Consider the following 21,610-nt stretch of genomic DNA (forward strand, 5'->3'; position numbering starts at 1 on the left):
ATTATGCAAAATCGCAATCTAAACAGTCGTGTTCTTTCTCGTGTGCTACTACTTGGGCTATGCTTAAGTCCGCTCACGCTGTCTGCAAAAACCATTATGATTGTGGGCGACAGTTTAAGTGCAGGTTACGGCATACAACCACAACAAGGTTGGGTTCACTTATTGCAAAAACGTTTAGACCAACAGTATCCGAAACAGCATAAAGTGGTCAATGCAAGTGTCAGTGGCGAAACCACCAGTGGCGCTTTGGCTCGCCTGCCTAAATTGCTGCAGACCCATCGTCCAGACGTTGTGGTGATTGAGTTAGGCGGTAATGATGGCTTGCGTGGACAGCCACCACAAATGATTCAAAAAAATTTAGCCAGTCTGATTCAGCACAGCCAAAAAGCTAAGGCAAAAGTGGTGATTTTTGGCATGAAGATGCCACCAAACTATGGCACAGCCTATGGCAAGGCTTTTGAAAACAACTATAAAGTGGTCAGTCAGCAGTATAAAATCAAACTACTGCCGTTTTTCTTAGAGGGTGTTGCAGGAAATAAACTGTTGATGCAAAAAGACTTAATTCATCCTAATGCCAAAGCTCAGCCAATATTACTCAAAAATGCTTATCCATATATCAAAGGCGCTTTGTAAGCGCCTTTGAGAACAATCTGTTTGCTGTGATGCTTTAATTAAAAATCAAAAAAGACCACTTCACCTGTTTCGAGTGAATATTCTGCACCCACTACTTTGAGCTGACCTTGTTCAATCAAATTTTCTAAAACTGCTGAACCATGACGTAATTGATTCACCGATGCGAACACATTAGAACGTACAGCATGCTTAGATAATTTTGCTAAGTCATTTTTCAGTTCAGTCTGCATTAAGGTTTCAACTGAAGGACGAACACGGTTTACAATCGACATTAAATTTGCCGATGGTGGACAATCTGGGCACATTAAAGTATCAATTGTGGCTTGAATCGCACCACAATGACTGTGTCCTAAAACCACGACAACCGCACAGTCATAGCGCTCTGCTGCGAACTCAACGCTACCCACTTGTGATGGCGCAACCACGTTACCCGCAACACGAATTACAAAAAGATCACCCAGTCCTTGGTCAAATACCATTTCTGCTGGTACACGTGAGTCTGAACAACCTAAAACAATCGCGAATGGATTTTGGTCTTCTGCCATTTCTGCACGCTGTTGGTGCGACAATTGTTTAGGATGTTTGGTGTCACCAGAAACAAAACGTTGGTTTCCTTGTTTAAGACGTTCTAAAGCTTCTTGAGCTGTTAGCATTCTTGATTTACCACCGATCTTTGAAGTTGCAATATTCTAAAGCCAGACTGGGTGAATGTCACTTGCCAAAAAATTAGCTTATGCTTTTTTATTTCATGATTTTTGTTATAAATTTTTTCCATTTTTCTTGAGATGTATCACATTTTCTACCATTTGTTTCCATACCATCAAAAAAGTAAGGGGTGACTTTCTAGGTGAAATATCTACAATAAAAGCAATAATCTTTCGCAATTAGACCTAAGATCTAATGCCTTAATCATTGGAGCCTGTTTGGGTTCGTCAGGGGAAGACTTTTCATGTTGCAGTTTTTACGATCACGCTATCTACAAGTGGCTTTGCTCACTTTGGGTCTAAGCGCGTCCTGCTTCGCTCAAAGTGCCAATCAAAATAAAAACATTCCTGTAAATACCAACAATTCAATCAGTGCCAACAGCACCGAATTACAATTGCTACAGCAACACTTTCAGCAACAGCGTAAACAAGCTGGGCTCACCGCTAAAAATATTCGCGTGGGCGATGTGGTCTGGAGCTATAACGAGGGCGGTTCACGCAGCAAACCGACCATTTTACTGATTCATGGTTTAGCTGGCACACGTGACAATTGGAACCGTGTGGCACAATTTTTAACCCCAGATTATCATGTGATTATTCCAGATTTACCCAATAGCGGTGACACCAAAACCCCATCACATTTTGACAATTCTGTACCCAACGTCACCTCGCAATTACGTCAGTTTATTGAAGCGATTGATTGTGAAGAAAACTTACACGTTGCGGGTCATTCTTTAGGTGGCTCCATTGCAACAGTCTACGCAGCACAATACCCTTTTGACACGCAAAGCCTATTTTTACTCAACAGTGCAGGCATTTATAAACATGCCAATACGCCTTATGCCAAAAATCCTTTATCTTTAAATGATTTAATTGTGAGCAAGCATGGGGACTTAGCTGATGTTGCCAGACAAGTCATGCAAAACCCGCCTGCAATGTCATCACAAATTCAGCATGCACAAGAAGAAGTGTTGATTTCTCGCTCAGCGCAAACCCGTAAAGCAATTGAGCAAATTGTCAAACTCAACCGCATTTATACCCCCGACTCTTTTGCCCGTTTAACGGCATCTATCGAAGCACCCACCCTAATTTTGTGGGGTAAGCAAGATCGCATCATTAATGTTGAAGTGGCCAAAGAATTACAATCATTATTAAAACGTGCGGAAACACCTGTTATTTTGAATAATGTCGGGCACATGCCTTTACTGGAAGCAGAAAAACAAGTAGCACAATATTATTTGCCGTTTCTGTCTAAAACACAGAACCTAAAAAACCCACTTGCTGATAAACTGATTCCTTTAAATTAATTATTATATCAACCATCATGCAAAAACATTCGATGATTGAGCAACTGATTGATGCTCACCTAGATTTTTTGGATCAGGAATTTGCTCAAGCCGAAACTGTGCAAATGGAATTTGTGCAATTTTACCAATGGTTCCGCAAACAAACATTACAGGACTTATGGCGCTCGGAAGCAATTTACGCACTTATTCAACAACAAATTTTAAATACCCCAGCTAGCTCATTTTTAATTGAACAAATTGCAGAGCATATCCGCTTTGCCTTGGTACACCCTGCGAATGACAACAGCAAAATTTCCGATGTCATCCCAGTTTTGACCATAGATAAAATTGCCCAATACGTTGCCAGTAAAAGTGGGCATCGCCAACGCCTAATTAAAACTGTGGTAAATAATCCTGCCTTTGCCGCCATGATTACCCAACTCATTCAGCACTCAATTCAGGACTATTTGGATAACTCTGTAATTGCCAAAAATGTTCCTGGTGTTTCGCGCTTTATGAAAATGGGTAAATCTGTTTTAGAAAGTGTGACCGATACCAATTTGGATCATGCTATTCAGCATTATTTGCAAAAAAATGTGCAAAAACTGACACAAATGAGTGAGTCAGTGCTTAATCAGCATTTTGATGATGAAAAGCTGTATCATTTTCAGGCAAATTTATGGCATAAAATTAAAGATTTACCACTTTCGACCTTAAAAAATTATATCGAGATTCAAGACCTCCCCCAAACCGTGAATCTTGGGCATGAAATCTGGGATCATTTGCGTCAAAGTGATTACTTAAAACAACAAGTACATGACGGCGTTTATGCATGGTATGTCCGCAATCAGGCTCGCCCTTTTGACTTGTTATTACGTGATTTGAATATTGATGAAGCTTTGGTGCAGCAGCAATTGCAAAACCTACTGTATCCAATTATTCAAAAAATGATTGCAGAGCAATATTTAAGACAACGTGCACGTCACTATTTAGAAAAGTTTTATTATTCTGAAAAAGCACAACAAATTTTAAACCTTCCAACCGATCAACCAAATTAAATTCTAATTTCAGATAAAAAAATAACCTCCTGTTTTAGGAGGTTATTTTATTTTCAAATCAGCAACTTATTTAAAGTAAGCACCGTCAGACTGGCTATGGTCGGTTTGATCCACAACTCGCATTAATTCTGGTACATGCTGCTTCAAAGTAGTTTCAACACCTTGCTTTAAAGTCACATCAATTGCTGAACAGCCTTGGCAACCGCCACCAAATTTCAACACTGCTGTTAAACCATGTTCTCCATCTTCCACAACTTCTACCAAAGCACAATTACCGCCATGCCCTGCTAAGCCCGGATTAATTTCAGACTGTAAAACATAAGTAATACGTTCTTCTACCGAAGCATCTGGGCCAACACGTGGCACTTTTGAATTCGGTGCACGAAACGTCAACTGACCGCCAAAACGGTCTTTGTTGTAATCAATCACAGCATCCAATAAATATGGAATAGACGGTGTGTCAATAAATGCAGGAAAGTCTGGGTATTCCTGTTTGTAATCTGTTGGTACAACTTCATCAGGTGCACTATAAGCCATGCAACATTCAGCACGCGGTGTACCAGGATTTTCCACAAAAACACGTACACCAATACCCGGTGTGTTTTGCTTTGCCAATAAATCCTTCAAATACTCTTGAGCAGTTGGCGTAATCAATAAGTTTGGAATTTCATCTACAACTGCTGTGCTGCTGTTCTCAGTCGACATAACAATAATTTCCTCAAGCTGAAGTGGCTATTTTAACTGAAGATGCGGGGTAATAAAAAAAAATCAACCAAAATTGTCGGATTTATTCACAAAGTTCGACTCAAACTTGGTTTTGATGCATTATTACAGCAGAATTCAATTAAAAGAATAGGCGTTTATGCTCGATTTACCCATTAATCATACCGTAACTCTGATCATCATTACGGTCATTGTCTCATTGCTGGCATTTTCCAAACAAGAATTGATGAACCGACTGATCTTTTGGCCACCTGCCATGCAACGTGGGCAATATGACCGCTTTATCACGCATGGCTTTGTGCATGCCGATGGTACGCATTTGCTGTTCAATATGATCACGCTGTTTTTCTTCGGGAGCATTATTGAAAGCTTTTATCGTCAATATTTGTATGATCTAGGCTTTGTGCTGTTCTATTTAGGCGGCTTAATTGCTGCAATTATTCCAAGCTATTTAAAACACAAAAATGACCATCGCTGGGCCAGTTTAGGCGCTTCGGGTGCGGTATCTGCAGTGCTATTTGCCTATATTTTATTTGAGCCATGGAAGTTGATTTTTGTGTTCTTCATTCCAGTTCCGGCTATTATTTTTGCAGTGCTGTACGTGGCATATAGCATTTGGTCAGGTAAACGAGGCAATTCTAATATTAACCACAGTGCGCATTTATGGGGCGCAGCTTATGGTGTGGTTGTCACTATTTTAATTGAGCCTCGCATCTTGCCACATTTCTTGAATAAATTGGCTCAATTGCCTTTCTAGTCACCTCACATCGCAGCATACAGCGGCTCTATGTATATGCATTGAGTCGCTTTTTACGCAAAATAAACCGATCATTCTTTGCACAATAATACTGATAAGCAATAACACGCTGTAACCCAGCCTCAGCCTATACTGAATACACATAAAACAAAAAAGGAGTGTGGCATGAAAAAAATTGCACTTCTGAGCAGTATATTACTCAGTTTAAGTTTAGGCGCCTGTGCGGTACATACCCCTGAAGGGAGTATTGTGGTCGATCCAGATCGGAGCGTTTATCCGAAAGGCTATTCTCCGCACCGCCATCCACATACAAATGGTGACTTCTGCCCACCTGGTCAGGCTAAAAAAGGACGCTGTTAATTTGCTGAAGCAATCTGCCATTTCTTCAAAAACTACTACTTTTCCAAAAGTTCTTCGCTAAAAACCTTCGTTTCCACGAAGGTTTTTTATGCAAATTTTACTTTAGAATTCATACAATTTTGGTAGTTTATGCCACCCAAACTCGCAATTTGGCATAGATAATGTATACATCTGTATATTAATTTCAATTTAGTTTGCGAGTTTTTGCATGTCCACTTCTTACGATGGCCTACAGTTCCCAATTCATCCTGAAAATCACAAACCCAGTACATCAGGCACTGGTAAGCAAATTATTGCCGAAGCATTAGCCACGGTAGATCATGAAAGTTCAAACAAAGCTTTGGCTGAAAAAAACTGGCGTAAACACTACCCGCAATATTTTAAAGCTTTGGTCGAGCATGGTATTCGTAGCCAGCACAACCCTATTCAAATTGCAGAAGATGGTTTAAGAAAAGCACATCAAAGTTTTGAGTTTTATCGTCATGGCCAAAAACATGTGCTGAAAGATGCCATGCAACTGCCTACTGAAAATTTGCATACCTTTAAATTACAAGGGACTAGTCAGGCTGAGCCTGAATGGTATGTGCCTTATCATGGGCAGAAATTACAAGGTCAAGCCTTGTTGGATCAAATTGCAGCGTGGTTGGCTGCAGGGATTATTGAACCAAGTCATGCTGCTGCGTTAAATGCAGCTGTGGCGCATCCCGAATGGTTTGATTTGTCAGACCGTAATACGGTGCTATTTGGTGCAGCTTCTGAAGCTGGCCCACTGACATGGTTAGCCAAATGGAAAGCCAATATCATTGCGGTCGATTTACCCAATAGCCGTGTATGGAACAAAATTTTAACCACGGTTCAGCAAGGTAATGCCACCTTGTATGCACCTAGTTCCGAGCCATTGCCAACAGATAGTCCGTTGAATATTTTACAGGAAAAACTGGGGGCAAACTTACTAACCCAAACTCCAGAAATTGCGCATTGGTTAGCGCAAAAATCTGAAACACTCGATCTTGCTGCGATTGCTTATTTAGATGGTGAAAAACACGTGCGTGTTGCCATGGCAATGGATGCTATAATGCAATACGTCAGTGCACAAAAGCCTGATACCAGCCTGATGTTTATGTGCACCCCAACCGATGTCTATGCTGTGCCTGAAGAAGTGGTTAGCGCATCGGCAGAGAAGTTTAAGCAACGCTCTCAAGGGCAAAAATTACTGACCAAAAGTATTTCCACTATATCACGCAGTCATTTCTTCCAAAAAAATCTGCACAATTTAATTGCTTCAGACAACGGGCAGCATTATGGCATTGCAGACTGTTTGGTGGTTGAACAAGGCCCAAACTATGCCTTAGCTAAACGCATCCAACAATGGCGCGCAATCTTATCCCGTCATAACGGTCAGCGTGTCAGCATCAATATTGCACCTTCAACCACCACACATTCAGTCACCAAAAATCCATTACTGAAAGCTGCATTTAGCGGTGCTAGTTTGTTTGATGTAGAAGCGTTTAGCCCTGAAACCACCAATGCCATTATGGCAGCCTTATGGATTCATGACTTGCGTAATCCGGATTCAGCGGCTAACCCTGCTGTGCAACTTGAGCATCCTCTTCAATTGATGATGGAAGGTGCTAACCACGGTGGATTATGGCGTGTGGCATATTTAGCCCGCACTGCACTGCCTTTTGCTGCGCTATATGGTTTTGCTGCAGATAAATTACCGCTAGACAAAGTCATCGCTAAGTTTAAAAAGTAAAGCAGAGACCTCACTTTAAAAACTTGCTTGTAGATATTTCATTTAATTGATCTGTAAGCACAAAAAAAGCGCTGTATCGTTACAGCGCTTTTTTAACACTCAAATGTTTGATATTAGTTAAACACTTTTAGGAATAACCAGAACAAGCTACCCGATAAGCAAATCGTTGCAGGTAGCGTGAAAATCCATGCAGAAAGAATGGTGCGAACCATTTGGAAATTCAGACCTGATTTATTGGCAACCATTGTACCTGCAACCGCACTGTTCAATACGTGTGTTGTCGAAACTGGCATACCCAAACCATCTGCAGCAGCAATGGTAGACATTGCAACAAGCTCGGCAGACATCCCCTGACCATAAGTCATGTGTTGCTTACCAATACGCTCACCCACAGTGACCACAATACGTTTCCAACCAACCATCGTACCTAGACCCAGTGCCAAAGCAACTGCAACTTTAACCCACGTTGGAATGTACTGTAAGAATGAATCTAAGTGACTGCGATAGCTTTTAACCACTTTCTTTTGTTCATCAGTCATTTCAGGCAAAGCATTGGCTTTGTCTAAACGTTTGAACGAAGTGGTACTTAAATACATGTCATTACGCATTTCTGCCACTTCAGCTTCAGGCACATCTTTTAAGTTACCGTACTGACCAACACGCTCACCCAAGTGATCAGTTAAGCTTGCCAAAGCAGGCACCACTTCAGGCGTGATTTCTTTGGTCTGAATATAACTGGTGATAATCTGACGTGCTTTCTCATCTGGCATATCTGCATGCTGTGTATAAATCACATCGGCCGTTTGAGTTGAAAGCTGTTGGAACGATTGAATGTGGTTTTGGTCTAACTCTTTATTCAACGAGTAAGCCAAAGGTACAATCCCGATCAAAATCAACATGATTAAACCCATGCCCTTTTGACCATCGTTTGAACCATGCGCAAAACTTACCCCTGTACAGGTAAAAATAAGAATGGCACGAATTAGTGGTGGTGGTGGTTTATTGCCTTCAGGCGGCTGGAACAATTCCATTTGTTTCTTGAAGATTTTTTTCACCAAGAAGAACAAAATCGCAGCAAAGGCAAAACCAATTAATGGCGAGAACAATAAAGCCTTACCGACTTTCATCACTTGTTCCATGTCTACGCCACTGGCACCCGCTCCTGAATTGAGCAAGTAGTTCATAATACCCACACCTAAAATCGAACCGATTAAAGTGTGTGAACTTGACGCAGGAATACCAAAGAACCACGTACCCAAGTTCCAAACAATTGCAGCAATCAACATGGCGAACACCATGGCAAAACCTGCACCCGAACCGACATTCATAATCAGCTCGACTGGAAGTAAAGCAATAATACCGTAGGCAACTGCCCCACTGGCCACCATAACCCCAAGGAAGTTACAGAAACCTGCCCACATTACTGCCACAGGTGCAGATAAGGCATTGGTATAAATAACTGTTGCTACAGCGTTGGCTGTGTCATGGAAACCATTCACAAATTCAAAGCCTAAAGCAATGAATAAAGCGGTTGCCAATAAAATCACCGAGTACATGCTTAACGCAGGTACATGGGATAAGTCCGCAGACAATTGGAAACCAATATAAATAAGGGTAGAAACGATGATCGTTAAAAACACCGGCATAAAAAATTTCGGTGTAGGCACATGAACATTGGTCGATTTAGTGGTCGACTTGTGTGCTGAATCTACAGGAGTTGGATTAGAATTCATGCAAGCAGAAAAGAGGATTTAAAATCCCCTTATTGTTCAATTAAATTGTGACAATTATATGACAAAGAGCTGCTATATAAAGCAACTTTCATACTTTATTTTCACATTTTAAACTGTGTTTTTTGTGTATAAATATAAAATAAATATTTAAATTTAAACACTTAGACTAAATAAACCTACTTTTCTTATGACATTCCCTCTAATTTAGATTGTTACACGGTTGTCATATTTGTCTAAAAATTCAGACAAATTTCATGGTGAGCCAATTTTGCCTGAGCAATATGACAAATCCATGACGATTCAATACGAAATCTAAATTGGAATGCGATTCATCAACACTTTTATTCAAGTATTTCAAATTCAAAGCCAAGCAAAATTGCAAAATCACTGCTTTATACACAATTTTTCAGACTTCCTGTCTCTGTATCTGTTTCAAGTGCACGAAAGCGTAGCGAACTCTGCTAAAATAGCGCTCATTTCGGATTCAGTCATAAAGGGTTTTTTATGTCCACGCTTACCACCCTGAAAGCGCTTCTTGCCCAAAGAATTTTAATTATCGATGGTGCCATGGGTACTATGATTCAACGCCATCAATTGGAAGAAGCCGATTATCGTGGTGAACGCTTTGCAGATTGGGCACATGACCTTAAAGGTAACAATGACTTATTGGTACTGACCCAACCGCAAATTATTCAGGGCATTCACGAAGCCTATTTAGATGCAGGCGCAGACATTATTGAAACCAACAGCTTTAACGGCACTCGGGTTTCTATGTCTGACTACCACATGGAAGATTTAGTTCCTGAAATTAACCGTGAAGCAGCACGTTTGGCCAAAGCGGCCTGCGAAAAATATTCAACCCCAGACAAACCACGTTTTGTGGCAGGTGTACTCGGCCCGACATCTCGTACTTGTTCAATTTCACCCAATGTAAATGACCCTGCATTCCGTAACATTACGTTTGATGCACTCAAAGAAAATTATATTGAAGCTGCGCATGCCTTAATTGAAGGTGGTGCAGATATTCTGCTCATTGAAACTGTGTTTGATACCTTAAACTGTAAAGCTGCCATTTTTGCGGTTAAAGAAGTATTCAAACAACTCGGTCGTGAGTTGCCATTAATGATTTCTGGCACCATCACTGATGCTTCAGGCCGTACCTTAACGGGTCAAACTGCAGAAGCGTTCTGGAACTCGGTACGTCATGGTGATTTACTTTCAATTGGTTTTAACTGTGCTTTGGGTGCAGATGCCATGCGTCCGCACGTCAAAACTGTTTCAGACGTGGCCGATGTATTTGTTTCAGCCCACCCGAACGCAGGCTTGCCAAATGCCTTTGGTGGTTATGATGAAACCCCTGAACAAACTGCAGCCTTCTTAAAAGAATTTGCAGAAAGTGGTCTCATCAATATTACAGGTGGTTGCTGTGGTACAACGCCTGACCACATTCGTGCAATTTACAATGCAGTAAAAGACATTCCACCACGTAAAATTCCAGAAATTAAACCTGCCTGTCGTTTAAGTGGTTTAGAACCATTTAACATTTATGACGACTCTTTATTTGTGAACGTGGGTGAGCGTACCAACGTCACAGGCTCTAAAAAATTCCTACGTTTAATTCGTGAAGAAAATTTTGCCGAAGCTTTGGATGTTGCACGTCAGCAAGTCGAAAGTGGCGCACAAATCATCGACATCAACATGGATGAAGGCATGCTCGATTCAGAAGGTGCGATGGTGCACTTCCTGAATTTGGTGGCTTCTGAGCCTGATATTTCTCGCGTACCCATCATGATTGACTCATCTAAATGGGAAATCATTGAAGCAGGCTTAAAATGTGTACAAGGTAAAGCCGTTGTTAACTCCATTTCCTTAAAAGAAGGATATGATGAGTTTGTCGAAAAAGCCCGCCTCTGTCGCCAATACGGTGCAGCCGTTATTGTGATGGCTTTTGACGAAGTAGGACAAGCCGACACAGCAGCACGTAAACGTGAAATTTGTAAACGCTCTTATGATGTGTTGGTCAATGATGTTGGCTTCCCTGCCGAAGACATTATTTTTGACCCGAACGTGTTTGCAGTTGCTACTGGTATTGAAGAACACAACAACTACGCTGTTGATTTCATTGAAGCCACAGGCTGGATTAAACAAAACTTGCCACACGCCATGATTTCGGGTGGTGTGTCGAACGTATCCTTCTCTTTCCGTGGTAACGAACCTGTACGTGAAGCCATTCACGCTGTATTCCTCTACCACGCAATTCAGCAAGGCATGACCATGGGGATTGTCAACGCAGGTCAGTTGGCCATTTACGATGACATTCCAAAAGAACTTAAAGAAGCGGTTGAAGCCGTTATTTTGAACCTAAACCAAGGTGAAACTGGTCAGGACGCCACAGAAAAACTGCTGGAAGTGGCCGAAAAATATCGTGGTCAAGCAGGTGCGCAAAAAGCTGAAGAAAACTTGGAATGGCGTAATGAATCTGTCGAAAAACGTCTTGAATATGCCTTAGTCAAAGGCATCACCACCTTCATTAATGAAGATACCGAAGAAGCACGCCTGAAAGCCAAACGTCCTTTAGATGTAATTGAAGGCCCATTAATGGACGGCATGAACGTTGTGGGTGACTTGTTTGGTGCAGGTAAAATGTTCCTGCCTCAAGTTGTGAAATCTGCCCGTGTGATGAAACAAGCCGTTGCATGGCTCAACCCGTACATTGAAGCTGAAAAAACCGAAGGTCAGTCTAAAGGTAAAGTTTTGATGGCAACGGTAAAAGGTGACGTTCACGACATTGGTAAAAACATTGTGGGCGTGGTGTTAGGCTGTAATGGTTACGATATTGTCGATTTAGGCGTGATGGTACCTGCAGAAAAAATCCTGCAAACGGCTATTGACGAAAAAGTCGATATTATTGGTTTGTCTGGCCTGATTACCCCATCTTTAGATGAAATGGTTTTTGTTGCCAAAGAAATGCAGCGTAAAGGCTTTAATATTCCATTATTGATTGGTGGTGCGACCACATCTAAAGCACATACAGCAGTTAAAATTGATCCACAGTTCTCAAATGATGCAGTGATTTACGTTGCCGATGCTTCGCGTGCCGTGGGTGTTGCAACAACCTTGCTCTCTCCAGAAATGAAACCGGCCTTTGTTGCAGAGCATCGTGCAGAATACTCTAAAATTCGTGAACGTATCGCCAACAAGCAACCGAAAGCCGCAAAATTGTCTTATGCTGAAGCCATCGACAATGGTTTAAAAATTGACTGGGCCAACTATACACCTGCGGTGCCAAATTTCATTGGTACGCAAGTGCTTACCAACTACCCTCTTGAAACCTTGTTGCCATATTTTGACTGGACACCATTCTTTATTTCTTGGAGCTTAGCGGGCAAATTCCCGAAAATTCTGGAAGATGAAGTAGTGGGTGAAGCTGCGACTGATTTGTATAACCAAGCGCAAGCCATGCTCAAAGATATTATTGCCAACAATCGTTTTGATGCACGTGCGGTATTTGGTATCTACCCAGCTAACCGTTCTGCGGCAGATTCGGTACAGGTTTATGATGCAGCACGTGATCAAGTGACGCATACATTCCACCATATTCGCCAACAGTCAGACAAAGTGACTGGCAAACCAAACTTGTCTTTGGCAGACTTTGTAGCAACTGCAGACCAAGCACAAGATTATTTGGGCGGCTTTACCGTATCCATTTTTGGTGCAGAAGAAATGGCCAATGAGTTTAAAGCCAAAGGTGATGATTATTCTGCCATTTTGGTACAGTCGTTGGGTGACCGTTTTGCAGAAGCGTTTGCAGAACATTTGCATGAGCGCATTCGTAAAGAGTTCTGGGGCTATCAACCGACCGAACAACTTAGCAATGAAGAGTTAATTAAAGAGAAATATGTAGGGATTCGTCCTGCACCAGGCTACCCTGCTTGCCCTGAGCACTCAGAAAAAGCTACCTTGTTTAACTGGTTAGGTTCAACTGAAAAGATTGGCACACAGCTCACCAGTAGCTTTGCAATGTGGCCACCTTCTTCTGTCAGTGGCTTCTACTATGCCAACCCTGCTTCAGAATACTTTAACGCAGGTAAAATATCTCTAGATCAGCTTGAAGATTATGCACAGCGTAAAGGTTGGAGTTTAGATGAAGCCAAGCGTTGGTTAGCACCAAACTTAGATGATTCAATTAATTAAATCGCTTATGGCATGGGTTGTTGATCTGCCCATGCCTTATCAATGATGTCATTTTATCTGCTTGTGCATTGTAGTTTTATCAACCAAACTATTATCTCTTTTTGATTCAGGTATATCACTCGAATGTGCTGTTTAACGAATCATTAGTATGCTTAAGCTAGAACAGTGCACATAAAAAAAAGAGGCTATCCATACCTCTTTTTTATTTGAGAATCTAAGCTGTATTTTAGGTTAATCTTTTTGTACTGAACCAAAAATCTTATCGCCCGCATCGCCCAAACCCGGCACAATATAGCCATCTTGGTTTAAGCCCTGATCTACAGAGGCAGTGAAAATAATGACATCTGGATGGGCAGCTTCAACACGCTGAATCCCCTCAGGCGCAGCAACCAACACCATCACACGAATGTCTTTACAACCACTGGCTTTCAATAAATCAATAGCTGCCACTAATGATGAACCCGTTGCCAGCATTGGGTCAATAATCATCGCAATACGGTTTTGCACATCGGGTACTAATTTTTTGTAGTAAGTACGTGCTTCTAAAGTTTCTTCATCACGCTCTAAACCTAGAACCGACACTTTGGCACTTGGAATCAGGTTTAAGAAACCATCCAACATACCAATACCCGCACGTAAAATTGGCACAACTGTGATCTTTTTACCTGCAATACGGTCTACAGTGACTGCCCCATTCCAACCTGAAATTTCATGCTCAACCATTGGTAAATCTTTGGTTGCTTCATAAGTCAGTAACATGGTGACTTCCTGCGCCAATTCACGGAAGTTCTTGGTGCTGATGTCGGCACGACGTAACAGCCCTAATTTATGACGAATAAGTGGATGACGAATTTCATGAATAGCCACGGGAGAACACCTAAAAGGAAATAAAAGCAAATAGCTTTTTATTATATGCTGTTTTTATACGGTATTTAAACCAAAAAGCCCCCAATTTATGGAGGCTTTTTGACTGAAGATTAAACTTCTTTTAAATTATTGCTGAGTCAGCATGAAATGGATTGGAGATAGAATTTCAGCTTCAAGCGCAATTTTGATAATTGGATCTGGATATACACCAATCACCAATACCGCCAATGCAGCAGCTAAAACCATAATACCACCCACTTTTTGACCCCAGTGATCGACCGCATCCATTTTTGGTTCGTCTGGTGGCGTCATGTACATCACCACCATTACACGTAAGTAATAGTACAAACCAATACCTGAACCCACAATGATCATAGCAGCCAAGAACCAGTGCTGAGTCGTAACAGCAGCCATCACCACCAAGAACTTACCAATGAAGCCTGCAGTGAGTGGAATACCTGCTAGAGAAAGCATCATGACAGTTAATACAGCAGTCAATACAGGACGACGCCAGAACAAACCACGGTAGTCTGCTAAGCTTTCTGCTTCAGCTACGTTGTTATACGGGCTAGACATTAATGCCACTGCACCGAACGCACCAATGGTGGTCAATACATAAGTGATCACATATACGCTGACATTGCCCAAACTTGCATAGGTCATGCTGATTAAACCAATCAACAAATAACCAAAGTGCGCAATAGATGAGTAAGCCAAAATACGCTTCAAGTTAACTTGACGTACAGCAAGGAAGTTACCCACCAAAATTGAAAGCACAGCAATAATGGTCATGATGGTTACAATTGAGTCGATCAGGATTGCACCTGAACCCAAAATGTAACGTACAAACAAACCAATGGTTGCTACTTTTGCTGCAGTCGCAAGAAAGGTTGCGATTGGTGCAGGCGCACCGTCATAAACGTCTGGCGTCCATTTGTGGAATGGTGCCAACGACAATTTAAATGCAACAGCAAAGACAATTAAGCCTAGACCTAAAACTACCAATGGCTGTTGGATATTTTGCATTAATGCTTGTACAGAGTCATAGAAAGACAATGAACCAGTGTATGCATAAATGTACGCCATACCCATGAGCAACATTGCAGATGCAGTTGCAGACAAGACTAAGTACTTCACGCCTGCTTCTAAAGATTTAGAACGTTGGTGAGTGTATGCCAATAAGCCATAAACAGGAATTGACATTAACTCAAGGCTAATGAAGAACGACGCATAGTGCGAGCTTGACACCATTAACATGGCACCCGTAACCGAACACAACATTAAGATGTAAAGTTCTTCACGGTTGTCTTTATAGGTCTCAATATAAGCATGAGATAAAGTCGAACACGCCAACGCTGCAATCAGAATCACCAGTTGATACAACAAGGTGAACGGATCAATCATAAACATACCCATCACGCTGGTAGGCGCAAAATTCCCACCAAACATCATGAGTAAAAGGTAAGCAGCAGCAAGGTTCAAACCCACAACTGATGCCGTTGCAATTAAGTTATGATTACGCTTAATTGCAGTAAGAATCATCACGACAATCGCAGTTAAGGCCACGATCATCACAGGAGCTAAAGGCATAAGCTCAGAAAATGACATTGTGAAGTTCATGGCTTATTGGATCTCCACATTTTCGAGTTGAGTTGTTACTTCATGAGTAACTTCAACTACTTCTTGAACTGGGATGTAGCTATTCGCTAACCACGCCATACTTGAGTTTGAAATATCAAGGAAGGTTTGTGGATACAGACCAAGCCATACTAGACCCAGTGCACAGATTAAAAGAATCACAACTTCACGTGCATTTAAATCTTTTAACGGATTTGCATAGTGCTGTTTTTGCTCTTCATTTGGCACACCAAACAAAGCTTTGTGAATCAGGATTAAACCGTATACACCTGCAAAGACCAAGCTCACTGCCGCAATAATTGTGAAGGCTGGGAACTGCTCGAATGAACCCATGAGAATCAGGAATTCACCAATAAAGTTACCTAAACCAGGAATACCAACTAACGCTGCCACAAAGAACATAAGGAAGAATGAAAGGTATTGGAATTGACCACGGATACCGCCCATTAAACGCATGTCACGTGTGTGTACGCGCTCATAAATTTGGCCACACATAATGAACAATGCTGCAGATGACAAGCCATGTGCTAACATCATGATCATTAAGCCTTGGTAAGTCAGGATATTACCTGCATAAATTGCAAGTAATACGAAGCCCATGTGCGAAATAGAGGTATAAGCTAGTAAACGCTTCATGTCGGTTTGCTGGAAAGCACACCACGCACCGTAGAACACACCAATTAAACCCAAAATAATGGCAATGTCTGCAAATTGAGCAGATGCCGCTGGGAAGAATGGAATTACGAAACGTAGTAAACCGTACGCTGCAGTTTTAATCAAAATACCTGCAAGGTCGACAGAACCCGCTGTAGGCGCTTGTGCATGCGCATCTGGTAACCAACCGTGTAATGGGAAAACAGGAAGTTTTACCGCAAAACCGATGAATAAGCAGATCATGAAGGCATAAGCAACTGCTGGTAACTGTGCATCAAGCGTATTCGCTACAGCCAATAAATAGTTGTAGTTGAACGAAATCGTACCTGACATCATGTATCCATAGATCACTAGACCTAAGATACCCACCAACATGATTAAACCAGCAACTTGCGTGTAGATAAAGAATTTGGTTGCAGCATAAACACGTGAACGACCATTTGAACCTTTATGACCCCATAACGCAATCAGGAAGTAGATTGGTACAAGCATCATCTCCCAAAAGAAGAAGAACAGGAACAAGTCAATTGCAAGGAATACACCAATTACACCACCCAAAGACCATAAAAGGTTAAGGTGGAAGAAACCAACGTTCTTTTGAATCTCACCAAATGAACAGCCTACTGCCAAAACACCCAGTAATGCAGTTAAGCCGACCATAAGTAAAGATAAGCCATCCACCGCTAAGTGGATGTTGATGCCTAGGGTTTGAATCCAAGGCAACATAAATTCAGCCGACCAAGTTGGAACTTGAGCGCCTAATTCGTAGTTATAGCTGGCACCTTGCCACAATGCGATAGTTAAGCCCAAAGTTACGAGCATACCCACTAAAGCAATGTAACGCGGTAATTTATCGTCGAGTTTATCGACCAACCAGCAAATAAAACCTGCAATGAACGGAACAAGGATCAGCGCGGGTAGAATTAAATTGTTTGGAGCGTCCATCTTATTTCCCCACGACCTGAATCACGATCAAGATCATTAGTAAGACCACAACACCAAGTGCCATACTCGATGCGTACTCACGTAATGAACCTGTTTGACGTGAACTTGTGAAGCTATGACCACCTTTCACCAGTGCAGGCAGTACTAACCACATGCCATCAACTGGATCACGACCTAATAGTTTGGCAATCAGCAAGAATGGTTTTACAAATACGATGTCATACAACGCATCGAAACCAAGTGCATTACGGCAAATGTTGGCAAGGCCCGCACCCAATGAAGTTTGCGCAAAACCTTTTACAGCATTATAAGCGAAGGCAAATAACACCACGCCTACGGCTAAACCAGCCAAAGCCACACCAATTGCAACATACTCTGCACCATGTGCGCCTGCTTCTAATGCTTCAGGAATCACAAATGCTGGGATTTTTGCAGCATCAAGAATGCTCATCACTGGCGCTTTTAATACAATCGCTAAACCAGTTGAAAGTACTGCAAGCACTGCCAATGGGAACCAGTAAGTTGCGCCTTTGATTTCGTGATATGGCGTGTTTTCTTTACCAAAGAATACAACCCAAATTAAACGGAATGTATAAATTGAAGTTAAGAATGCACCAGCTACACCCACCCAATATAAGGTGTTATATAACGGAATACCTGCAATATGACTTTGCGTCCAAACTGCTGCCAAAATAGCGTCTTTTGAGAAGAAACCAATGGTCAAGAATGGAATCGCTGCCAATGCACCGCCACCAATTGCGAAACATGCAAATAGGAATTTGTTCTTGTAGAACAAGCCGCCCATTTTGAAAATGTTTTGTTCGTGATGGTAAGCCAAAATCACCGCACCAGAAGACAAGAATAATAATGCCTTGAAGAATGCGTGAGTTAGCATGTGGAATAGACCAGCCTGATACGCTTCAGCACCTACCGCCATAAACATATAACCGAGCTGACTCATAGTTGAGTAAGCCAAAATACGTTTGATGTCGGTTTGAACCAATGCAGCAAAACCAGCAACTAGTAAGGTCACCGCACCTGTAATAGAAATGAACAACATCACTTCTGGTGCTAGTTCAAATACGCTGAACATACGACAGCATAAGTAAACACCTGCAGTTACCATTGTTGCAGCGTGGATCAATGCAGATACAGGTGTTGGACCTGCCATCGCGTCAGCTAACCAAGTTTGCAATGGAATTTGTGCAGATTTACCCGCAGCACCTAAGAACAACATTAACGCTGTCCAAATGGTGATGGATGAGCTTTGAGTCATTACATTGGCTGCATTTTCTACGATGTATTGCGTATTCAAGGTGCCGAATTGTTGATACAGCAAGAACAATGCAATCAGTAAGAAAACGTCACCCACACGTGTTACGGTAAATGCTTTGATTGCCGCAAAACCATTTGCAGGGTTTTGGTAGTAATAACCAATCAGCAAGTAAGAGCACAGACCTACACCTTCCCAACCTAAGAACAATAACGCTAAGTTATCGCCTAAAACCAACAGCAACATGCTCGCAACGAACAGGTTGAAGTAAGAGAAGAAACGTGCAAAGTCTTCTTCACCACGCATGTACCATGAGGCAAAGATGTGAATTAAGAAACCCACACCCGTAATCATGCCAAGCATGAGTAAAGATAAACCATCTAGGTGCAAACTAATTGCTGGCGCAAAACCACCTACATTGAACCAAGTCCATAAGTGTTGAGTTGTTGCAACCGAACCATTGTTCACAAAGTCCATGCCTGCAATTAAAGCGAATAATGCAGACAGCCCCACTGAGCCAACGCCAATAATCGCAGCAACTTTTTCAGGTAAGTTGTTACGCCCTGCCGCTAAAAGGATAAAACCAATGAGCGGAAACAATACTGTTAGATATAAATAACTCATCCGCGCATCTCACTAGCAGCATCCACATCCAAATGATGGAAGCGATGATAGAACTGAAGGACGATCGCAAGACCGATACACGCCTCTGCCGCAGCAAGTGTCAAGATCAAGATAAACATGATCTGACCATCTGGTTGTACCCATGCACTACCAGCCAAAACAAACGCCAGTGCCGCAGCGTTCATCATGATTTCAAGGCCCATTAAAATAAATAGTAGGTTGCGTCGCACCATCACACCGTAAAAACCGAGTGCAAAAAGAATGGTCGCGACAATCAAACCATGTTCTAAAGGGATGTTGCCCATTATTCTTTTTCCTCTTCTGCACTTGGTTCACGTTTACCGATGTGGAAGCCTGCAACTAAAGCTGCAAGTAATAACATTGCGGCAACTTCAACCAATAATAAGTACTGAGTAAAGAGTGCTTGACCAACCGCTTTTGGACCAACCATTTCAGTGCCCATTAAAGCGCTTGGTGTGGTGTAGTTTGAGCTTAATGACCACACTAAAACCAAACCAATTAGGAAGCTCATCAAAGCTGGATATGCCCAAGCAGATGAAGTCAACCATTTACGCTCTTGTTCAACGGTTTGCTGACCAAGGTTTAGCATCATTACTACGAATACGAACAAGACCATGATCGCACCCGCATAAACAATGATTTCCAAGGCGCCAGCAAATGGAGCACCCACGATCATGAACATGCCTGCAACTGCAAGCAATGACACGATCAAGCTTAATAAAGCATGTACTGGGTTCGCGTTAGTGACTACACGAACCGTAGAGACAATGGCCACTAGTGCCATCAAATAAAACGGCCACATCATGGTAATAGACTCCGTACATCAACAGGTGCGCTTTCACGTTGCGCTTGACCTTTGTCTTTACCTGTAACAGCCATACCCGTTACACGGTAGAAGTTGTAGTCAGGATATTTACCAGGACCTGAAATGAGTAAGTTTTCTTTCTCATAGACCAAGTCTTGACGCACATATTCACCTAACTCGAAGTCAGGCGTTAATTGAATTGCAGTCGTTGGACATGCTTCTTCACACATACCGCAGAAAATACAGCGTGAGAAGTTGATACGGAAAAACTCCGGATACCAACGACCATCTTCCTGTTCTGCTTTTTGTAGTGAAATACAACCCACTGGGCATGCAACTGCACAGAGGTTACATGCAACACAACGCTCTTCGCCATCTGGATCGCGTGTTAACACAATACGACCACGGAAGCGTGGAGGTACAATTTCTTCGGCTGGTACTTCCGGATACAAAATGGTGTCACGTTTACGTGTCACGTGTGAGAAAACCATCCACAGTGAACGTACAATTGACCCAAACCCAGCTAGAAACTTAAACATATTGTTCTCCCTGCTGTCTTAGGCCGAATGATTCATAAGAATCACAGCACCAGTTACCAAAAGGTTAACAAGCGCCAATGGCAAGCAAATTTTCCAACCAAAGTTCATCACTTGGTCATAACGTGGACGCATTAAAGAACCACGTGCCAAGACAAACATCATTACAAAGAATGCTGTTTTGATAATGAACCAGAAAGCTGCTGGAATGAATGGAATTTCAAGGTTAAACGGCGCAAGCCATCCACCGAAGAATAAAGTCACGATAAGCGCAGAGATCAGTACCACGTTGACATATTCTGCAACGAAGAACATACCCCATTTCATACCGCCATATTCTACGTGATAACCTTCTGCCAATTCTTGTTCTGCTTCTGGTTGGTCAAATGGGTGACGGTGTGTTACCGCAACACCAGCAACCACGAAAATCAAGAAACCTAAGAATTGTGGAATCACAAACCAAACATCACGTTGCGCTTCAACAATTTCACGCATGTTGAATGAGCCTGCAATTGCAACCACACCCATAAGTGAAATACCCAAGAACACTTCATACGAAATGGTTTGAGCTGCTGAACGTAGACCACCAAGCAATGCGTATTTGTTGTTTGATGACCAACCACCAAATAACACCGCATAGACTGCAATACCAGCCATTGCCATAAAGAACAACAGGCCAATGCTCATGTCTGCAACACCTAAATAAGGTGATACAGGAATAACCATGAACGACAGTACCGCAGTTGCCATTGCAACTGCTGGTGCCATACGGAAGGTTAGTTTGTCGGCAAATTTAGGTGTCCAGTCTTCTTTGAACATGATTTTAAGCATGTCGGCTACAATCTGGAACATACCACCTGGACCTACACGGTTCGGACCATAACGGTCTTGCCATAAGCCCAGTAAACGACGCTCAATAAAAGACATGAGCGCAGCAATCAATACTACAACCAGTAAGATGACAATCGCTTGAATGACTGAATAGGCAATTGGCCAGTTCTCAGCCCACAGCGGCGTCTGACGGATTAATTCTTGTTGCATGA

18 protein-coding genes are annotated in these 21,610 nt (G+C 42.1%); 7 read left to right on the forward strand and 11 right to left on the reverse strand.

Features of this window, described 5'->3' with window-relative positions; all coding sequences use genetic code 11:
- Positions 1-3 precede the first annotated feature (3 nt).
- Positions 4-633 (forward strand): arylesterase, encoded by a 630-nt coding sequence (locus ACNS8M_RS09960; RefSeq protein ID WP_168418703.1) that lies wholly within the window; start codon positions 4-6, stop codon positions 631-633.
- A gap of 38 nt (positions 634-671) precedes the next feature.
- Here ACNS8M_RS09960 and ACNS8M_RS09965 read toward each other — a convergent pair whose 3' ends face one another.
- A complete protein-coding gene (locus tag ACNS8M_RS09965) occupies positions 672-1,286 on the reverse strand; it encodes a carbonic anhydrase (protein WP_168418702.1) in 615 nt (204 codons plus the stop codon).
- A 296-nt stretch (positions 1,287-1,582) separates the two neighbouring features.
- Between ACNS8M_RS09965 and ACNS8M_RS09970 the strand changes: the two genes are divergently transcribed.
- Positions 1,583-2,644 (forward strand): alpha/beta fold hydrolase, encoded by a 1,062-nt coding sequence (locus tag ACNS8M_RS09970; protein ID WP_168418701.1) that lies wholly within the window; start codon positions 1,583-1,585, stop codon positions 2,642-2,644.
- A 17-nt stretch (positions 2,645-2,661) separates the two neighbouring features.
- Positions 2,662-3,681 carry a hypothetical protein gene (locus ACNS8M_RS09975; protein WP_168418700.1) on the forward strand — a complete coding sequence of 340 codons (1,020 nt, stop codon included), beginning with the start codon at positions 2,662-2,664 and terminating at the stop codon, positions 3,679-3,681.
- Positions 3,682-3,747: 66 nt separating this feature from the next.
- On the opposite strand, the gene nfuA is transcribed toward ACNS8M_RS09975, so the two are convergent.
- Positions 3,748-4,386, reverse strand: coding sequence for a Fe-S biogenesis protein NfuA (gene nfuA / locus ACNS8M_RS09980; protein ID WP_168524992.1), 639 nt, complete (start codon positions 4,384-4,386; stop codon positions 3,748-3,750).
- Positions 4,387-4,543: 157 nt separating this feature from the next.
- Between nfuA and ACNS8M_RS09985 the strand changes: the two genes are divergently transcribed.
- The 3 genes from ACNS8M_RS09985 to ACNS8M_RS09995 all read left to right on the forward strand — a co-directional run bounded on the left by ACNS8M_RS09985 (position 4,544) and on the right by ACNS8M_RS09995 (position 7,277).
- Positions 4,544-5,161, forward strand: a complete 618-nt coding sequence (locus ACNS8M_RS09985; protein ID WP_136144417.1) for a rhomboid family intramembrane serine protease — start codon at positions 4,544-4,546, stop codon at positions 5,159-5,161.
- 165 nt (positions 5,162-5,326) lie between these two features.
- Complete coding sequence (locus ACNS8M_RS09990; RefSeq protein ID WP_168461374.1) at positions 5,327-5,521, forward strand: hypothetical protein; 195 nt, start codon at positions 5,327-5,329, stop codon at positions 5,519-5,521.
- A 208-nt stretch (positions 5,522-5,729) separates the two neighbouring features.
- The gene (locus ACNS8M_RS09995) at positions 5,730-7,277 is read left to right on the forward strand and encodes a hypothetical protein (RefSeq protein WP_168461372.1); all 1,548 of its coding nucleotides are present in this window, start codon (positions 5,730-5,732) and stop codon (positions 7,275-7,277) included.
- Positions 7,278-7,390: 113 nt separating this feature from the next.
- On the opposite strand, the gene ACNS8M_RS10000 is transcribed toward ACNS8M_RS09995, so the two are convergent.
- Positions 7,391-9,010 (reverse strand): inorganic phosphate transporter, encoded by a 1,620-nt coding sequence (locus ACNS8M_RS10000; protein ID WP_168418696.1) that lies wholly within the window; start codon positions 9,008-9,010, stop codon positions 7,391-7,393.
- 504 nt (positions 9,011-9,514) lie between these two features.
- Between ACNS8M_RS10000 and metH the strand changes: the two genes are divergently transcribed.
- Positions 9,515-13,204 carry a methionine synthase gene (gene metH, locus ACNS8M_RS10005; protein ID WP_168542286.1) on the forward strand — a complete coding sequence of 1,230 codons (3,690 nt, stop codon included), beginning with the start codon at positions 9,515-9,517 and terminating at the stop codon, positions 13,202-13,204.
- 231 nt (positions 13,205-13,435) lie between these two features.
- Here the strand turns inward: metH and upp are convergent, their stop codons facing one another.
- The 8 genes from upp to nuoH all read right to left on the reverse strand — a co-directional run bounded on the left by upp (position 13,436) and on the right by nuoH (position 21,608).
- Positions 13,436-14,071, reverse strand: coding sequence for a uracil phosphoribosyltransferase (gene upp / locus ACNS8M_RS10010; RefSeq protein ID WP_168418694.1), 636 nt, complete (start codon positions 14,069-14,071; stop codon positions 13,436-13,438).
- A 126-nt stretch (positions 14,072-14,197) separates the two neighbouring features.
- Positions 14,198-15,691 (reverse strand): NADH-quinone oxidoreductase subunit NuoN, encoded by a 1,494-nt coding sequence (nuoN, locus tag ACNS8M_RS10015; protein ID WP_168542284.1) that lies wholly within the window; start codon positions 15,689-15,691, stop codon positions 14,198-14,200.
- 3 nt (positions 15,692-15,694) lie between these two features.
- The gene (gene nuoM / locus ACNS8M_RS10020; protein ID WP_167846183.1) at positions 15,695-17,308 is read right to left on the reverse strand and encodes an NADH-quinone oxidoreductase subunit M; all 1,614 of its coding nucleotides are present in this window, start codon (positions 17,306-17,308) and stop codon (positions 15,695-15,697) included.
- A gap of 1 nt (position 17,309) precedes the next feature.
- Entirely contained in the window at positions 17,310-19,205 is a 1,896-nt protein-coding gene (gene nuoL / locus ACNS8M_RS10025) for an NADH-quinone oxidoreductase subunit L (RefSeq protein WP_168461369.1), read from the reverse strand.
- Complete coding sequence (gene nuoK / locus ACNS8M_RS10030) at positions 19,202-19,510, reverse strand: NADH-quinone oxidoreductase subunit NuoK (protein WP_004975463.1); 309 nt, start codon at positions 19,508-19,510, stop codon at positions 19,202-19,204. The genes nuoL and nuoK overlap by 4 nt, the downstream gene beginning before the upstream one ends.
- Positions 19,510-20,028, reverse strand: coding sequence for an NADH-quinone oxidoreductase subunit J (nuoJ, locus tag ACNS8M_RS10035; protein ID WP_171501122.1), 519 nt, complete (start codon positions 20,026-20,028; stop codon positions 19,510-19,512). The genes nuoK and nuoJ overlap by 1 nt, the downstream gene beginning before the upstream one ends.
- Entirely contained in the window at positions 20,028-20,570 is a 543-nt protein-coding gene (gene nuoI / locus ACNS8M_RS10040) for an NADH-quinone oxidoreductase subunit NuoI (protein ID WP_104852362.1), read from the reverse strand. Before nuoI ends, nuoJ begins: the two co-directional genes overlap by 1 nt.
- Positions 20,571-20,588: 18 nt before the next feature.
- Positions 20,589-21,608, reverse strand: coding sequence for an NADH-quinone oxidoreductase subunit NuoH (gene nuoH, locus ACNS8M_RS10045; protein WP_004975457.1), 1,020 nt, complete (start codon positions 21,606-21,608; stop codon positions 20,589-20,591).
- Between the last annotated feature and the right edge of the window lie 2 nt (positions 21,609-21,610).

The organism is Acinetobacter sp. A2, assembly GCF_048537555.1.
Taxonomy (GTDB): Bacteria; Pseudomonadota; Gammaproteobacteria; order Pseudomonadales; family Moraxellaceae; genus Acinetobacter.